At 63.1% G+C, this 15,776-nt stretch carries 15 protein-coding genes; 5 read left to right on the top strand and 10 right to left on the bottom strand.

What is annotated here, in order from left to right; genetic code table 11:
- Positions 1-25 precede the first annotated feature (25 nt).
- Positions 26-247, bottom strand: coding sequence for a hypothetical protein (locus tag IGS61_RS14410; RefSeq protein ID WP_077398527.1), 222 nt, complete (start codon positions 245-247; stop codon positions 26-28).
- A gap of 368 nt (positions 248-615) precedes the next feature.
- On the opposite strand from IGS61_RS14410, the gene IGS61_RS14405 reads away from it, so the two are divergent.
- From IGS61_RS14405 to ybaL, 3 genes are all read left to right on the top strand, one after another.
- Complete coding sequence (locus IGS61_RS14405) at positions 616-2,058, top strand: S41 family peptidase (RefSeq protein ID WP_230540193.1); 1,443 nt, start codon at positions 616-618, stop codon at positions 2,056-2,058.
- A gap of 175 nt (positions 2,059-2,233) precedes the next feature.
- Positions 2,234-3,355 (top strand): beta-ketoacyl-ACP synthase III, encoded by a 1,122-nt coding sequence (locus IGS61_RS14400; protein WP_230540192.1) that lies wholly within the window; start codon positions 2,234-2,236, stop codon positions 3,353-3,355.
- 209 nt (positions 3,356-3,564) lie between these two features.
- Entirely contained in the window at positions 3,565-5,277 is a 1,713-nt protein-coding gene (gene ybaL / locus IGS61_RS14395) for a YbaL family putative K(+) efflux transporter (protein WP_230540191.1), read from the top strand.
- 57 nt (positions 5,278-5,334) lie between these two features.
- On the opposite strand, the gene IGS61_RS14390 is transcribed toward ybaL, so the two are convergent.
- The gene (locus IGS61_RS14390; RefSeq protein WP_230540190.1) at positions 5,335-7,380 is read right to left on the bottom strand and encodes an NADPH-dependent 2,4-dienoyl-CoA reductase; all 2,046 of its coding nucleotides are present in this window, start codon (positions 7,378-7,380) and stop codon (positions 5,335-5,337) included.
- A 159-nt stretch (positions 7,381-7,539) separates the two neighbouring features.
- Between IGS61_RS14390 and IGS61_RS14385 the strand changes: the two genes are divergently transcribed.
- Entirely contained in the window at positions 7,540-8,121 is a 582-nt protein-coding gene (locus tag IGS61_RS14385; RefSeq protein WP_230540189.1) for an SRPBCC family protein, read from the top strand.
- Between the two features lies 1 nt (position 8,122).
- On the opposite strand, the gene IGS61_RS14380 is transcribed toward IGS61_RS14385, so the two are convergent.
- The 4 genes from IGS61_RS14380 to IGS61_RS14365 form a co-directional block, all read right to left on the bottom strand.
- On the bottom strand, positions 8,123-8,578 hold the full coding sequence (locus tag IGS61_RS14380) for a hypothetical protein (RefSeq protein ID WP_230540188.1): 456 nt from the start codon (positions 8,576-8,578) through the stop codon (positions 8,123-8,125).
- Positions 8,579-8,620: 42 nt separating this feature from the next.
- Positions 8,621-9,061: a DUF2721 domain-containing protein gene (locus tag IGS61_RS14375; protein ID WP_101483434.1), complete on the bottom strand. Its 441-nt coding sequence runs from the start codon at positions 9,059-9,061 to the stop codon at positions 8,621-8,623.
- A gap of 112 nt (positions 9,062-9,173) precedes the next feature.
- Positions 9,174-10,130 (bottom strand): prolyl aminopeptidase, encoded by a 957-nt coding sequence (gene pip / locus IGS61_RS14370; protein WP_230540187.1) that lies wholly within the window; start codon positions 10,128-10,130, stop codon positions 9,174-9,176.
- Between the two features lie 78 nt (positions 10,131-10,208).
- Complete coding sequence (locus tag IGS61_RS14365; protein ID WP_076564899.1) at positions 10,209-10,691, bottom strand: Lrp/AsnC family transcriptional regulator; 483 nt, start codon at positions 10,689-10,691, stop codon at positions 10,209-10,211.
- 164 nt (positions 10,692-10,855) lie between these two features.
- Here IGS61_RS14365 and IGS61_RS14360 point away from each other — a divergent pair, with 164 nt between their 5' ends.
- Positions 10,856-11,476 (top strand): LysE family translocator, encoded by a 621-nt coding sequence (locus tag IGS61_RS14360; RefSeq protein WP_230540186.1) that lies wholly within the window; start codon positions 10,856-10,858, stop codon positions 11,474-11,476.
- Here the strand turns inward: IGS61_RS14360 and IGS61_RS14355 are convergent.
- The 4 genes from IGS61_RS14355 to IGS61_RS14340 all read right to left on the bottom strand — a co-directional run bounded on the left by IGS61_RS14355 (position 11,413) and on the right by IGS61_RS14340 (position 15,734).
- Positions 11,413-12,846 (bottom strand): hypothetical protein, encoded by a 1,434-nt coding sequence (locus IGS61_RS14355; RefSeq protein ID WP_230540185.1) that lies wholly within the window; start codon positions 12,844-12,846, stop codon positions 11,413-11,415. The two genes, IGS61_RS14360 and IGS61_RS14355, sit on opposite strands and share 64 nt — an antisense overlap.
- Before the next feature lie 117 nt (positions 12,847-12,963).
- Positions 12,964-13,704 (bottom strand): acetoacetyl-CoA reductase, encoded by a 741-nt coding sequence (gene phbB / locus IGS61_RS14350; protein ID WP_230540184.1) that lies wholly within the window; start codon positions 13,702-13,704, stop codon positions 12,964-12,966.
- A gap of 143 nt (positions 13,705-13,847) precedes the next feature.
- Positions 13,848-15,026: an acetyl-CoA C-acetyltransferase gene (locus IGS61_RS14345; RefSeq protein WP_034783723.1), complete on the bottom strand. Its 1,179-nt coding sequence runs from the start codon at positions 15,024-15,026 to the stop codon at positions 13,848-13,850.
- Between the two features lie 222 nt (positions 15,027-15,248).
- A complete protein-coding gene (locus IGS61_RS14340) occupies positions 15,249-15,734 on the bottom strand; it encodes a phasin family protein (RefSeq protein ID WP_230540183.1) in 486 nt (161 codons plus the stop codon).
- Positions 15,735-15,776: the final 42 nt, after the last annotated feature.

Genomic DNA, 15,776 nt, shown 5'->3' with positions numbered 1-15,776 from the left:
CCAGGCTCAAGGTGTGTTCACGCGTTTATCCATACAGATACAGCAGGTCGTCGATCAGCGCCAGCTCCTGTTGCGTGAACTGCGTGTGATTGAACTGTCCGATATCGTCGAGCACACCCCGAATCGGCACTTGCCGTGACGGATCCTGAACGATGTCGATCAGCAGGCCGGCATCAGGATCCCGCCCCTGCAGATACTTTTCAATCAGCGCGGTGAGCGCGGCGCGTGCCTGCAAATCAGTTAACATTTTTTTATCCGCTGCCAAGGAAGAAGCGCCAGTCTAAATGAGCTTGAACCCGTGGATAAAAAAAAGCCTGCGTCCGCGGACGCAGGCAAAACCACTTCGGGTCGAGAATGCGAGTCCACTATAGGGCCGCGGCACACGCTTTTTTTCGACTCTTACAAATGCTTACTCCCCTCAAGACTAACCATACATCGCATACAAAACCGCAACATATGGCAAGCTGGCAGCCCCGTTTTCGCGCGTAGACTGAGCCCAGGCACGCTTTTTCCACGGCCGGCCCACGCCGGCAGAGATTCAGGTCTATACTTTCAACAAAGCGCCGCTCCACGGGGACTGGCGCTTGTGCAAGACACGCTAGCTGCAAAGGTGCAATGATGGGCAAACTCAAAAATACCGGCTTGATCGGCCTGGGCGTGGTGGCCGGCGTCGCCGTGTCGCTGCAATTTTCGGCCATGGCGCAAAAGACCGTCGAGCCGCCCCTGCCGCTGGAAGAACTGCGCCAGCTGGCCGACGTGTTTGGCCTGATCAAGTCCGATTACGTCGAGCCGGTGGAAGACAAAAAACTGCTGGAAGACGCCATTGCCGGCATGGTCGCCTCGCTCGACCCCCATTCCGCCTACCTCGACAAGAAAGCCTACGCCGAGCTGCGCGAAGGCTCGGAAGGCAAGTTCGTCGGCCTGGGCATCGAAATCGGCCTGAGCGAAGACGGCTACATCAGGATCGTCTCGCCCATCGAGGATTCGCCCGCCTACCGCGCCGGCATCAAGGCCGGCGACCTGATTACCCGTCTGGACGGCCAGCCCGTCAAGGGCGTCAGCCTGGACGACAACGTCAAGCGCATGCGCGGCGAACCGGGCACCAAGGTGTCGCTGACCATTGCCCGCAAGGATGAACCGCAGCCGCTGGCCTTCACCATCACGCGCGAGGAAATCCATCAAAAGAGCGTGAAGGCGAAAATGGTCGAGCCCGGCTACGCCTGGCTGCGCGTGTCGCAATTCCAGGAACCGACCGTCGACGACATGGCCGCGCAGATCACGGCGCTCTACAAGCAAGACCCGAACATCAAGGGCATGGTGCTGGACCTGCGCAACGATCCGGGCGGCGTGCTGCAGGGCGCCATCGGCGTCTCGGCCGCCTTCCTGCCGAAGGATGCGGCCATCGTCTCGACGAATGGCCAGTTGCCGGACTCGAAACAGGTGTTCTACGGCCGCGCCGAATACTATACGTTCCGCTCGGAAGGCGACGCACTGGCAAAATTGCCGGCCGCCATCAAGAAAGTGCCGCTGGTGGTGCTCGTCAACACAGGTTCGGCCTCGGCGTCCGAAATCGTCGCCGGCGCCCTGCAGGATTACAAGCGCGCCACCATCATCGGAACGCAAACCTTCGGCAAGGGTTCCGTGCAAACCATCCGCCAGCTGACTGCCGACACGGCCGTCAAGCTGACGACGGCCCGCTACTACACGCCGAACGGCCGCTCGATCCAGGCCAAGGGCATCGTGCCCGACTTGCTGGTCGATGAGAATGCGGACGGCGACGGCTTGAACGGCTTGCGCATCCGCGAAGCGGACCTGACCAAGCATCTGAGCAACGACCGCGACAAGGAAAGCGCCAAGGCCGCGCCCGTCAACGACGAAATGGAAGAGCAATTGCGCATCATCGCCCTGGAAAAGACCCGCAAACCGCTGGAATTCGGCAGCCAGGACGATTTCCAATTGCACCAGGCACTGAACCACCTGAAGGGTTTACCAGTCCAGCTGGCCAAGGCCGAACCGGTGGTGGTGCAGGCCGACGTCAAGAAAGAACAGCAGAAGTAAGCAGTAGCGCGGGGGGCGCCATGCCCCCCGGTAAGCCGTCCACGCGACAAAAATCAATCTTCCGCCACACATCCCCCTGCCCCGCAACACGAAACTCTCTACAGTCGAGCCCGTTTGTGTAAAATTTGCTTCACTTATCGGCGCCACGTCGATTGCCAAATTTGAAAGTTTAACCATGAAACAAGTCGTCATCAGCGGTACCGGACTGTACACGCCGCCATTTTCGATCTCCAACGAAGAGCTGGTCGCCTGCTTCAATGCCTACGCGGAAAAGTTCAATGCCGACAACGCTGGCGCGATCGCCGCGGGCGAAGTGACGGCGCTGGAGCTGTCGAGCGTGGCCTTCATCGAAAAGGCGTCCGGTATCAAGTCGCGCTTCGTGATGGAAAAGGAAGGCATCCTCGACCCGGCGCGCATGGTGTCGCGCATTGCTGAACGGGGCGATGACGAATTGTCGCTGCAGGCGGAAATGGCCGTCGCCGCCGCCAAAGACGCCCTGACGCGCGCGGGCCGCACGCCGGCCGACATCGACATGGTGCTGGTGGCCTGCAGCAACATGCAGCGCGCCTACCCGGCCATGGCCGTGGAAGTGCAGGATGCGCTCGGCATCGATGGTTATGGTTTTGACATGAACGTGGCGTGCTCGTCCGCCACCTTCGGCATCCAGCAAGCGGTGGCCGCCGTGCAAAGCGGCCAGGCGCGCGCCGTGCTGGTCTTGAATCCCGAAATCACCAGCGGCCACCTGAACTGGCGCGACCGCGACAGCCACTTCATTTTCGGCGACGCCTGTACGGCCATCATCGTCGAAGCGAAAGATACGGCCGTTTCCAGCCACCAGTTCGAGATCATCGGCACGGAACTGAAAACGCGCTTTTCTAACGCCATCCGCAACAATTTCGGCTTCCTCAACCGTTTTGACGAGTCCGGCGTGGGCAAGGCCGACAAATTGTTCCGCCAGCAAGGGCGCAAGGTCTTCAAGGAAGTGTGCCCGATGGCGGCCGAAATGATCAAGGCGACCCTGGCCAAGGCCGGCGTGGAAGTGGCGCAAGTGAGCCGCTACTGGCTGCACCAGGCCAACCTGAACATGAACCTGCTGATCGCGCGCCTGATCCTGGGCCGCGACGCGCAAGCCAACGAAGCGCCCGTGATCCTCGACACCTACGCCAACACCTCGTCGGCCGGCTCCATCATTGCCTTCCATAAATATCAAGATGACATGGCCGCCGGCAGCACCGGGGTCATCTGCTCGTTCGGCGCCGGCTATTCCATCGGCTGCGTGGTCGTGCGCAAGCTCTGAGCGCATGGGTGTAACATCGCCTGATTCCTGAATTAGGCGATGTTCGTGACGGATAGGCGGGCGTTCGCTTCCAGCTGGACGAAGATATAGCACAGGTTTTTTGCAATAAAGCCGCAGGAAATTTTCCGGCAGGGCCTTTGATGCGTTTATACTTGGTCGCTGAGCAACATCTTTTCCATCCGCACGTCCCCATAAGGAACCCCACACGCATGCCCCATGACATCAGCCTGATCACCACCATCGCCGCCGCCCTCGGGTTCGGCCTCATCTTCGGCTTCATCGCCGCGCGCCTGAAACTGCCGGCCCTGGTCGGCTATCTGGCCGCCGGCATCATCATCGGACCGGCCACGCCCGGTTTTGTGGCGGATGCGGAAATAGCCGGGCAATTGGCGGAAATCGGGGTGATGCTGATGATGTTCGGTGTCGGCCTGCACTTTTCCATCGAAGATTTGTGGGACGTGCGCAAGATCGCGCTGCCCGGCGCCATCCTGCAGATCGGCGTCGCCACGGCGATGGGCATGGGCCTGGCCCACTGGTGGGGCTGGAGCCTCGGCGGCGGACTGGTGTTTGGCCTGGCCCTGTCCGTGGCCAGTACCGTGGTGCTGCTGCGCGCGCTGGAAGAACGGGGCATCCTCGACTCGCTCAATGGCCGCATCGCCGTCGGCTGGCTGGTGGTAGAAGACCTCGTCACCGTATTGGTGCTGGTGCTGCTGCCGGCGTTTGCCGGTGTGCTGGGCGGCAAGGTCGCGCCGGGCGCCGAGGCGGCCAGCCTGTGGCAAACCCTGGCCATTACTCTGGGGCAAGTGGCCGGTTTCATCGTCTTCATGCTGGTGGTCGGCCGCAAGCTGTTCCCGTGGATACTGTGGCAAGTGGCGCGCACCGGTTCGCGCGAACTGTTCACCCTGTGCGTGATCGCCGCCGCCGTCGGCATCGCCTACGCTTCGACCAAGCTGTTCGGCGTGTCGTTCGCGCTGGGCGCCTTCTTCGCCGGCATGGTGCTGCGCGAATCCGAACTCAGTCACCGCGCCGCGGAAGAGTCCTTGCCCCTGCGCGACGCGTTCGCCGTGCTGTTCTTCGTCTCCGTCGGCATGCTGTTCGAGCCGACCATCCTCATCGACAAGCCGCTGCAGGTGCTGGCCGTGTGCGCCATCATCATCTTCGGCAAGTCGATTGCCGCCTTCTTGCTCGTGATGGTGCTGCGCTATCCGCCGAAAACGGCCATCATCGTCTCGGCCAGCCTGGCGCAGATCGGCGAATTCTCGTTCATCCTGGCCGCCCTGGGCCTGTCCCTGGGCCTGATGCCGCAGGAAGGCCAAAGCCTGATCCTGGCCGGCGCCATCCTGTCGATTGCCCTCAACCCGCTGGTGTTCAGCATGGCCAAGCCGCTGCTGCGCGTGATCGGCAACAGCGACTTCGCCCGCAAGTTCGAACGCACGACGGACCCGCTGGCCGAGCTGCCGATGACGGTGCCGCAGGAAAAGCTGTCGGGCCAGATCGTGCTCGTCGGCTATGGCCGCGTGGGCCGGCGCATCGCCGCCGCCCTGATGGAGCGGGGCATCCACTTTGTCGTGGCCGAGGAAAACCGCGAAATCGTCGACCAGCTGCGCAAGCAGGGCATCCCGGCCGTGGCCGGCAATGCGGGCGAGCCGGCCGTACTGATCCAGGCGCACATCACGCACGCCACCATGCTCGTCATCGCCACGCCGGACACCTTCCACGTGCGCGCCATGATCGAAACGGCGCGCGCGCTGAACCCGAACATCATGACGGTGGTGCGCACGCACAGCGAGGAAGAGGCGGAATTGTTGCGCGCGGAAAACGCGGGCAAGGTGTTCATCGGCGAACACGAACTGGCGAACGGCATGGCCGAACACGTGCTGCAGAGTTTTGATGCGGCGAAGAAGGGGCATGGCGGGCATTAAGCCGGTACCCTTTCCATCCAGCAAGCCTGCCCGCTACCCAGCCGGCAGGCTTTCTTTTTACAGGCTGGCGGCCAACTCGGCACCTTCCCGTATCGCCCGCTTGGCGTCGAGCTCCGCCGCCAGCGCGGCGCCGCCGATTTTATGGAAGCGGGGGCCGCCCGACGCAAGCGGTTTGCCATCCTTGCCGACGGGCGGCATGAGTTCCGTCAAGCTGTCCTGGCCCGCGCAAATGACGATGTTGTCCACCGCCAGCAGACGCTGCTCGCCGCCCACGGTGATGTGCAAGCCCTGCCCGTCGATCCTGTCGTAGGTGACGCCGGCCAGCATGGCCACGCCATTTCTCGCCAGCGCCGCGCGGTGCACCCAGCCCGAGGTCTTGCCCAGGCCCGCGCCCACTTTCGACGTCTTGCGCTGCAACAAGAAAATCTGCCGCACGGGATGCGGTGCGGCGGGTGGCACCAGGCCGCCGCCCGTCGCCGCGTTCAAGTCCACGCCCCACTCGCCCGCCCACGTCGCTACGGGCTGGGGCAGCGGGTGCGCCGGGTCGTGCAGCAAATACTCGCCCACGTCGAAGCCGATGCCGCCCGCGCCGATGATGGCCACGCGCGCGCCCACGGGCTTCCTGGATTGCAGCACGTCCAGGTAGGACAGCACCGTCGGATGGTCGATGCCGGGAATGGCCGGCAGGCGCACCTTGATGCCGGTGGCGACGATGACGTCGTCGTAGCCGCCGGCCAGCAACTGCTCGCGCGTGACGCGCTGGCCCAGGCGCAGCTTGATATTCGACAAGGCGATGCGGCGGGCAAAATAACGGATGGTTTCCGTAAATTCTTCCTTGCCGGGAATTTGCATGGCCACCTTGAACTGGCCGCCCACGCTGTCGCTGCTGTCGAACAGGGTCACCTCGTGCCCGCATTCGGCGGCCACGGTGGCGGCCGACAGGCCGGCAGGCCCGGCGCCGACGACGGCCACGCGGCGCGGCACGGCTTTTTTCGCATAGACCAGTTCCGTTTCATGGCAGGCGCGCGGGTTGACCAGGCAGCTGGCGCGCTTGTTGGCGAACGTGTGGTCGAGGCAGGCCTGGTTGCAGCCGATGCAGGTGTTGATTTCATCCGCGCGGCCCGCGGCCGCCTTGGCGACAAAGTCAGGATCGGCCAGGAAGGGGCGCGCCATCGACACCAGGTCGCAGTCGCCCCGCTCCAGGATGGCGTTCGCTTCGTGCGGCATGTTGATGCGGTTCGACGCCACCACGGGAATGGACACTTCGCGGCGCAGCCGGCCCGCCACGGAAGCGAACGCGGCGCGCGGCACCGAGGTGACGATGGTGGGGACTCTTGCTTCATGCCAGCCGAAGCCCGTATTGAGAATGGTCACGCCCGCCTGCTCCAGGGCCTTGGCCACCGTCACCACATCGTCCCAGGTATTGCCGCCCTCAACCAGGTCGAGCAGGGAATGGCGGTACATGATGATGAAATTGGGGCCGACGGCGGCGCGGATGCGGCGCACGATGTCCACGGGCAGGCGCATGCGGTTCCCGATCGTGCCGCCCCAGCGGTCCTGGCGCAGATTCGTGCGCGCGCACAGGAACTGGTTCAGCAGATAGCCTTCGCTGCCCATCACTTCGATGCCGTCGTAGCCCGCCTTTTGCGCCAGGCGCGCGCAGCGCACGTAGTCGCAGATGGTGCGCTCAATGCCCCGCTCGCTCAAGGGACGGGGGCGGAACGGCGAAATCGGCGACTTTTTTGCCGACGCCGAGACGACGAACGGCTGATAGCCATAGCGGCCCGCATGCAGGATCTGCATGACGATCTTGCCGCCCTCCTCGTGCACGGCGCGCGTCACCTTGCGGTGGTTGGGCACGTCGCCGAGGAAATTCAAGGTGCCGCCGAACGGCAGCAGCCAGCCTTGCCGGTTCGGCGAGATGCCGCCCGTGACGATCAGTCCCACGCCGCCGCGCGCCCGTTCGCGGTAAAACGCGGCAAGCTTGCCATAATGATAAAAACGATCTTCCAGGCCCGTGTGCATGGACCCCATGATGACGCGGTTGCGCAAAGAGGTAAAACCCAGGTCGAGCGGGGCCAGCAGATGGGGATAGGCAGTCATGGTGATCGGTCCGGTAAGGTGGTTGCAGGCCGTACGGTAACAAGCATTGCCGCTCGCCGCAGCGACTTTCTCTAGACCGGGAGTTCTAAATTGCTGGTCGCACAGGCTGGCGATGGGTACAGCTTGTGCCGGGCGCGAGTTTCCCGTAGGCTAGGTGGCATGACGCGACTCTTCCTCTGCCTGCTGATGCTGTGCGCCGTCCCCGCGACCGCGCTGGCGCAGGCGCCACGCCTGGACAAGCTGAAGGTCGACGTCAAGCGCATCGAGGTCGACGGGCAGCGCATGTATGAAGTCGATGCCAGCGGCAGCGTGCAGGCGCCGCCGGCGTCCGTCTGGAAGACCCTGACCACCTACGAGCGCATGAGCGAATTCGTGCCCGACCTCAGTTCCTGCCGCGTGCTGTCGCGCAACGGCAATGAAGTCATCATCGAACAGCAGGGCATGGCGCGCTTCCTGTTCATGAACCACCCCATCCACCTGGTGGTGCGGGCCACGGAAACGCCGTTGACGGCCATCGACATCGCCCTGATCTCGGGCGACATGCGGCATTACGAATCGCGCTGGAATCTGTATCCCGTGCCCGAGACGGGCGGCACGCGCATCGTCTTTTCCAGCCGGCTGATGCCGGGCTTCTATGTGCCCGGCATGCTGGGCACGACCATGATACGCGGCGATATCGAGCGCATGATGGCGGCCGTGCTCACCCGCATCGACAGCCAGTACGCCGATAAATCCGGATAAATCAGGCTAAATACGTATCGCGGTCGCGGATTTCCGCGAAGTTTTCCAGGCTGCCCAGCTTCACCGTGACGGGGTTCAGGCTCGCTTGCGGCTGCATCGAGCGCCAGGCGAACAGCCATTCCTGCTCAAACGCTTCGGCGCGCGTCTTGGTGAAGGCGGCGCCCAGCGCGGCGCGCTGGCCGTATTCGACCAGGCCATCGATGCCTGCCCAGCTGGGCAAGGTGCGCTGCACGGCGCGGTGCAGGCGTTCGCCGAATTCTTCCGTATTGTGGATGATCAAACAAGCGTCGGCCGGGGCGAACAGGTCGAACAGTTGCTTGTCCCACACTTGCGAAAAGCTCAGGGTCAAACAATTGCCCACGGGCATCAGGCGGAACTGGCCCAGGCTCAAGGCCAGCTCGAGTTCGCTGCGCTGGCCGTAGCGGTGCAGGGTGGGGGGACGTTTGTAATCGTGCATACGGGACTCGTTCTTCAATAGTAGGGTAAACCGGCGCGCCGCCTAGCGGGGCGGGCGGATATGGCGCCGGATGCGCTGGGCCCTGGCAGCCAGGTAAATTTCGCGCAGTAAATAAATAAAACAGCCGATCAGGCAAATCACGGCCAGCACAAAGAAGGCCGCGATGTATTTATCCAGGGTCAGGTTCAGAATATCGCCCAAAAACAGCATGGCGATGATGACGCAGACGAAGAAACCGCACGCCGTGCTGAGCGAAATCGAGTAATTGATCAGATGGGTACGCTGATACAGGGTATCTAGCTCATCCATATAGAAATCGTTGTAGCCGATGTCGAGCCGGTCTTCCAGCACGCGCGTGCGGTCGATGATGCGGCCCAGGCGGTTGGTCAGCACCACCAGCATGGTACCGATACCGGTCAACAGGAAAACCGGCGCAATCGCCAGCTGGATGATATGGCCGATGTCGCCGATCTGTATGTTCATGGATAAAAAGTCGTGGGTTCACACCGGCGCCCGACCGTGGCGCCAGCACAGGCCATAGTGTAGCAGGTGGCGCACGCCGGCTGGCTGCTTTGCCAACCGGCGCGTTGCAAGGTCATGCGAAGCCGCGCCCCGGCACGAAGCGCTCGGTGGCGCGCACCAGCGCCGAAGCGATGCCGTGCTCGAGCGCGCCATGGCCCGCGTCGGGAATCATTTCAAGCTGGGAACCAGGCCAGGCTTGCTGCAAACGGTAGGCCGACAGTGGCGGGCAGATGGCGTCGTAGCGTCCCTGCACGATAACGGCCGGCAAATGCGCGATGCGCCCCATGTTGCGGATCAGCTGGTCTTCCTCCATGAAACCGAGGTTGGCCATGTAATGCGATTCGAGCCGGCCCACGCCCAGATCCAGCGCATCGTTCGGCGCATCTTCCGGTTGCGGCATCAGGTACACGCGGCGGCCCTCGAAGCGGCTCCAGGCGCGCGCCGCGGGCCAGTACACGGCGGGGTCGCTGCTGAGAATGCGTTGCACGTAGGCCGCCAGCAGGTCGCCCCGTTCCTCTGCCGGAATGGGGGCGGCGAATTCCTCGTACAGGTCCGGATAAAACCAGCGCACGCCTTCGATGAACCAGTCGATTTCCGCCTGCGTGCACAAAAAGATGCCGCGCAGCACGAAGCCGAGGCAGGCTGCCGGATGCGCCTGGCCATACGCCAGCGCCAGGGTCGAGCCCCAGGAACCGCCAAACACCAGCCATTGGGCGATGCCGAACCGGATGCGCAGCGTTTCGATGTCCTCGATCAGCAGCTGCGTCGTGTTGTTGCGCCACTCGCCCAGCGGCGTGGACTTGCCGGCGCCGCGCTGGTCGAACAGGATCACGCGGTAGCGCTGCGGATCGAAGAAGCGGCGGTGCTGCGGCGACAGGCCCGCGCCCGGGCCGCCATGCAGGAACAGCACGGGAATGCCGTCGGGGTTGCCGCACTCTTCCCAATAAATGGTGTGCACGTCATCGACGGCCAGCATGCCGTGCCGGTTCGGCGTCAGGGCGGGAAACAGGGGGGACAAAGAATCGGGCATGGCGGTCCTTGGAATGGCGGTCAGGGCGCCAGGCACGATTCCTGGCAACTGTTCCAATTATAGTGCGCCCCCGCCGGCTCAGGCCAGCAGCAGGGGCAGGCGGTTCGACGACTTGATTTCGCGCATCGACAGGCTGGACTGGATTTCCGCCACGCCGGGCAGGCGGCGCAGCACGGTCGAGACGAATTCGCCATACGCTTCCAGGTCGCGCGCCACCACTTGCAGGAAATAATCGGCTTCGCCTGCTACATTGTGGCAGGACAATATCTCGGGAATGGTCGCGATGGCTTGCTCGAACTGCGACGGCTGCTCGCCGCCATGGTTGGCAAACACCACGCGCACGAAGGCCACCAGGCCGATGCCCAGCTTCTTGCGGTTGAGCAAAGCCTGGTAGCCGGTAATAAAACCCTCGTCTTCCAGGCGCCGCAGGCGGCGCCAGACGGGGGTTTCGCTCAGCTTCAAGCGCTCGGCCAGGCGCGCGTTGGACAGCCGTCCTTCATCCTGCAACAGCCTGAGTATCTGCAAATCGGTGGCGTCGAGGCTAACTTCTGAAATTTTCATCTAATTTTTGTTTTTATAGGAGTGGAATCTACCCGAATACTAGGGCATGCAGGGCAGGAAAAGCAAGCACATTTCATCACGACAAGAACATAATGAGGCCCGGCGAGCATGCGGCAAGCTGCCGTTGCTCCCGCCCTTACTCTTGCCTGTGACCGAACTGCGCCATGTCCGATTCTACCTTCCTGATGTACCTGCTGGCACTGGCCGGCGCCTTTTTATTACCGGGCCCCGACATGGCGCTGGTGCTGGCGACGGGCGCCGCGCGCGGCGTGGCCACGGCGCTGGTGACGGCGCTGGGCATCGCCGGCGCGCGCGCCGTGCACGTGGCGCTGTCGGGCGCGGGCCTGGCGGCGCTGATGGTGACGCATCCGCAAGCCTTGCAGTGGGTCAAATGGGCGGGTGCCGCCTATCTGCTGTACCTGGCGCTGCGCCTGCTGCAGTCGGCCCTGTCCACCAAAACGGCGCAGGAAGCGGCCGCCCCCGCCACGGCGCACGGCGCCCGCGCCAGCCTGGTGCGCGGCTTCCTGACGAATCTGCTCAATCCGAAGGCACTGCTGTTTTGCAGCATGTTCCTGCCGCAATTCGTCACCGGTAGCGAGCAGGTCGGCATGCAATACCTGCGCCTGGGCGCCATCCTGGTGCTGGTGGGCTTGCTGTTCGATGCCCTGTACGCCGTGCTGGCCGCACGCCTGGCGCGCCGCCTGCGCGGCAAACCTTCGCCTTACGGCAAGTTCGTGCTGCCCACCGTCTTCGTGCTGCTGGCCGGACGGCTGGTGCTGGGCTGAACTGTCAGCGGCGGCGCGCCGCCGGCAAAGAAGGCGGGGTAATCGCGCAGCAGGCTGCGTTCCAGGTCGTTGACCTTGCGAAATTGCCGCAGGGCCGGCGCCATGGCCCGCCCCGCATCCCAGCTGCGCCAGGCATTGGCCGCATCGAATTGCGCCAGCAAGGCGTCGCCCAGGTCCTGGTACACGGCCGCCATCCGCGGCCTGGCCTGCAGCACTTGCAGATACAAGGCCGTCGCTGCCGGCCATTGCCCCAGCTTGGCGCGCAAATTCCCCTCAAACAAGGCCAAGACGGGCTGCTCCAGCCCCGTTTGCTTTCTCAATTCCTGCACACTGGCCAGCGCGGCCGCGATACCGTCCTGATCCTTGGCCAGCAATCCCCGCGTCAAATCATGGATGGGCTGGCATTCCTGCATGGCCAGTATCTGCTGGGGCGACAGCTTGTCGACCAGTTCGCCCGTGGAAAAATGATCTTCCAGCATGGTCAGGAAAGCGTCAAAAGGCTGGTCTGCGGCAAAGAGTTTTTCCGCTTCGGCCCGCAGCGCAGGGTGGGCCTGGGGTCCCGGCCGCGGCAACAGCGCCGCCTGCGCCAGCACGCGCTCGAGCGGGGACGCATCGGCCGCCAGCGGACGGGGCCGGTAGGCGGACAAGGTGTAGGTGGCCGGTGCGCCCGCCGTCATGGCGCTGATGCGGAACTGCCGCGTCACCGTGCCGCCCACCTCCTGGTAGTGCAAGGTGAAGGTGGCGGGAATGCGCTTGCCGTCGGCCAGCATCTTCAGCACCAGCGGGTGGCCGCCCCAGGTGTAACGCAGGAACTGGGCAAACGCCGTCGCGTCGTCGCCGCTGACGGGACTGCCGGCGATGCCCAGGCGCAGCAGGGGCTGCCCGTCAAGCGACCACAGCACGGCGCCGTCGAGTACTTGAGGCACGAGCGCGCCATGCCGCTTGCCAGCGAGCACGGACAGCGATTGCTCCTCGTACACGGGCGGCGTGACGTGGGCTTGCAAGCCGCCAGCCTCAAGCGCGCCGGCCATGCCCTTGCGGTGTTCTATCTCGAAACGGCGAAAGCCCGCCACGTCGAACAGCGAATACGTATCGTAGGTGGACGCCGCCGTATCGATGACGTGGCGGCGGCGCGTGGCAAAGTCGAGCACGGACAAGCTCTTGCCATCGCGCACGCTCAGGTAATGGAGACCCAGCACGACATCGCTGTCCTGAATATCGCGCGCGGGCAGGCTGGTTTTCACGCCGGGCTGGTTGACGCGCTCGGTAACCACCGTAACGTGGAACGCGACGCTGGCCTGGGCCGCGCTGACGCCCAGGAAGAGAATGGCGGCCACGCTGGCGCGGCGCAAGGCGGGAACTAGGGTCATGGAGATGATGCAGTGGAGAAATACTGATTCTAAGGCAAATCCGGCGATCTCCTTGTTTTGCTTGCAAGCAAAAAAAAAGACAGCCGCAGCTGTCTTTTTGTTTTACCTCAACAACGATTACGACATGTGCTGGCCGCCGTTGATCGAGATATTCGCGCCCGTGACGAACGCGGCTTCATCGGAAGCCAGGTAGGCGACCAGGCCAGCCACTTCTTCCGGCTTGCCCAGGCGCGCCATCGGAATTTGCGGGATGATTTTGCTGTCGAGCACTTCCTGCGGAATCGCCATGACCATCTTGGTGCCGATGTAGCCTGGCGAGATGGTGTTGACGGTGACGTTCTTGCGCGCCACTTCCAGCGCCAGCGACTTGGTGAAACCGTGCATGCCGGCTTTCGCGGCCGAATAGTTGGTCTGGCCGAAGGCACCCTTCTGGCCATTCACGGACGAGATATTGATGATACGGCCCCAGCCGCGTTCCACCATGCCGTCGCAGACGGGCTTGGTCATGTTGAACACGGAATCAAGGTTGGTGCCTATCACGGCATCCCAGTTCGGCTTGTCCATCTTCTTGAACGTCATGTCGCGCGTGATGCCGGCGTTATTCACCAGCACGTCGACAGGACCGATTTCCGCTTCCACGGCCGCCACGCAGGCCGCTGCCGAATCGTAGTCGGCCACGTCGCACGGATACGCCTTGAAGTCATAGCCCATGTCCTTCGTCGTCGCCAGCCAGTCAGCGACCTTCGGATTGCCTGGGGAATATGTGGTCACCACGCGATAGCCGAGCGCCGCCAGCTTGAAACACACCGCTTCGCCCAGACCGCCCATGCCACCAGTTACCAATGCAACTCTTGCCATTTTTCATCCCCTCAGTGTCGTTCTATTGCCAAAAAGTTAATTATTTAAATACAGCGATCCAAAACTGCCGCATGACGGCGGCGTACCGCACCGTACCAGGCCGCCACGCATTGCGCGTAACGGCCCAAGTCCGGTGTCAGCGATTAATCACGCTCAATTGCGAGGGCGACGCCCATGCCGCCGCCGATGCACAGCGCGGCCAGGCCTTTCTTGGCGTCGCGGCGGATCATTTCGTGGATCAGGGTGACCAGGATGCGCGCGCCCGAGGCGCCGATCGGGTGGCCGATGGCGATCGCGCCGCCGTTCACGTTGATCTTGCTGGTATCCCAGCCCATTTCCTTGTTGACGGCAATCGCTTGCGCGGCAAACGCTTCATTGATTTCCATCAAGTCCAGCTCTTCATGCGTCCAGCCGGCCTTCTTCAGGCACAGGCGCGAAGCGGAGACGGGGCCCATGCCCATGACGGCCGGGTCCAGGCCCGACGAGGCGTAGGCCTTGATGCGTGCCAGCGGCTTCAAGCCCAGTTCCTTCGCTTGCGAAGCGGACATCATGATGACGGCGGCGGCGCCATCGTTCAGGCCGGAAGCATTGCCGGCCGTGACGGTGCCATCCTTGGCGAACGCGGGGCGCAGGCCGGCCAGCGATTCCAGGGTCGAACCGGGCTTGATGTATTCGTCGCTGTCGAAGACGACGGTGCCTTTTTTGTTGGCGATTTCCAGCGGCAGGATTTCATCCTTGAACTTGCCCGCCTTTTGCGCCGCTTCCGCCTTCAGTTGCGACTGCAGCGCGAATTCATCCTGTTCGGCGCGCGTCACTTCGTATTTCTTGGCGACGTTTTCCGCCGTGATGCCCATGTGGTACTGGTTGTACACGTCCCACAGGCCGTCGACGATCATGGTGTCGATCATCTTGAAGTCGCCCATGCGGAAACCGTCGCGCGAGCCGTTCATCGCGTGCGGCGACGCGCTCATGTTTTCCTGGCCACCGGCGATGATGATGTTGGCGTCGCCGCACTTGATCGCTTGCGCCGCCAGGTGCGTGGCCTTCAGGCCGCTGCCGCAGACCTTGTTGATGGTGAAGGCCGGGATGGAGCTGGGCAAGCCAGCCTTGATGACGGCCTGGCGCGCGGCGTTCTGGCCGACGGCAGCCGTCAGCACCTGGCCCAGGATCGCTTCGCCGATCAGGTTCGGGTCGATGCCGGTTTGTGCCAGCAAGCCCTTGATTACATGCGCGCCCAGTTCGGACGCAGGAATCTTGGCCAGACTGCCACCGAATTTGCCGACTGCGGTACGGCCGGCGGCCACGATTACGACATCATCCATTTATTTCTCCGATATGCTGGCCACGAGGGCCAAGGTCAAGGTGCTAATAGAATCCAATTGGAATCCAGTGAATCCGGGAAGACACAGCAAGCTGCGTTTCATTCTAGCGCGGCATGCGCCGCAGTTCCAGCGCCGCACCGCTGGCGGCGGCGATGACAGCCTGCTTGCGGTGGCGGCGGGCAACCTGGCGCGGCGGATAGCCGCTGCCGGGCCGCAAAACGCTTACGCCTGGCGCGCAGGACGCGTGTTTTTATTTTTATCATACCCTTCATCGGCGCCGCCGAAAGTGGTTTTTAGAAAATTATTGAAGGGAATAATCAGGGGCACGGGCGTTTGCTTTACCACCTGCAACAGCTCGCCAAATTTTTGACGCGATGCAGCAAACTCACCCTTTGTCACAGTGTCGAATTTCTCCTGGGTTTCTTGAGCAACATCCTTTGCCTGGCGGCCATAAGCACCGATGCGTTCGATGGCCAGTTGCGACTGCGTGCGCGACAGTTGCAGCAGCGCTTGCGGGTCCTTCACGGACAACAGCTGATTGCCCGCTACCGTAGCGGCAGCCAGCGCCGTGCGGGCCGCATCGATCTGCAAGTCCAGCACGCTGGCACCGCTGTCGACGGCGGCCTGGGCATACGCTTGCGCAGCGATCAATTGTGCTTCCACCACGGCCTTGCCGGCCAGTGCCCATTGTTCGGAAAATGAAAACATGTCGTTCCTCCCCAAAGAGTAGGCGACGCCATGTTGCGCCGC

Source organism: Janthinobacterium sp. FW305-129 (assembly GCF_020858115.1).
Classification (GTDB): Bacteria; Pseudomonadota; Gammaproteobacteria; order Burkholderiales; family Burkholderiaceae_D; genus Janthinobacterium.
Note: the sequence above shows the minus strand (reverse complement) of the source record. Positions and strands in the feature narration are given on the sequence as shown.

Bases quoted from the DNA above. Each gene is read 5' to 3' on its own strand.
- IGS61_RS14360 (WP_230540186.1), top strand. From the start codon at position 10,856: ATGTCCGATTCTACCTTCCTGATGTACCTGCTGGCACTGGCCGGCGCC.
- IGS61_RS14390 (WP_230540190.1), bottom strand. From the start codon at position 7,380: ATGACTGCCTATCCCCATCTGCTGGCCCCGCTCGACCTGGGTTTTACC.
- IGS61_RS14405 (WP_230540193.1), top strand. From the start codon at position 616: ATGATGGGCAAACTCAAAAATACCGGCTTGATCGGCCTGGGCGTGGTG.
- IGS61_RS14400 (WP_230540192.1), top strand. From the start codon at position 2,234: ATGAAACAAGTCGTCATCAGCGGTACCGGACTGTACACGCCGCCATTT.
- IGS61_RS14410 (WP_077398527.1), bottom strand. From the start codon at position 247: ATGTTAACTGATTTGCAGGCACGCGCCGCGCTCACCGCGCTGATTGAA.
- ybaL (WP_230540191.1), top strand. From the start codon at position 3,565: ATGCCCCATGACATCAGCCTGATCACCACCATCGCCGCCGCCCTCGGG.
- IGS61_RS14375 (WP_101483434.1), bottom strand. From the start codon at position 9,061: ATGAACATACAGATCGGCGACATCGGCCATATCATCCAGCTGGCGATT.
- IGS61_RS14385 (WP_230540189.1), top strand. From the start codon at position 7,540: ATGACGCGACTCTTCCTCTGCCTGCTGATGCTGTGCGCCGTCCCCGCG.
- IGS61_RS14345 (WP_034783723.1), bottom strand. From the start codon at position 15,026: ATGGATGATGTCGTAATCGTGGCCGCCGGCCGTACCGCAGTCGGCAAA.
- IGS61_RS14365 (WP_076564899.1), bottom strand. From the start codon at position 10,691: ATGAAAATTTCAGAAGTTAGCCTCGACGCCACCGATTTGCAGATACTC.
- IGS61_RS14355 (WP_230540185.1), bottom strand. From the start codon at position 12,846: ATGACCCTAGTTCCCGCCTTGCGCCGCGCCAGCGTGGCCGCCATTCTC.
- pip (WP_230540187.1), bottom strand. From the start codon at position 10,130: ATGCCCGATTCTTTGTCCCCCCTGTTTCCCGCCCTGACGCCGAACCGG.
- IGS61_RS14340 (WP_230540183.1), bottom strand. From the start codon at position 15,734: ATGTTTTCATTTTCCGAACAATGGGCACTGGCCGGCAAGGCCGTGGTG.
- IGS61_RS14380 (WP_230540188.1), bottom strand. From the start codon at position 8,578: ATGCACGATTACAAACGTCCCCCCACCCTGCACCGCTACGGCCAGCGC.
- phbB (WP_230540184.1), bottom strand. From the start codon at position 13,704: ATGGCAAGAGTTGCATTGGTAACTGGTGGCATGGGCGGTCTGGGCGAA.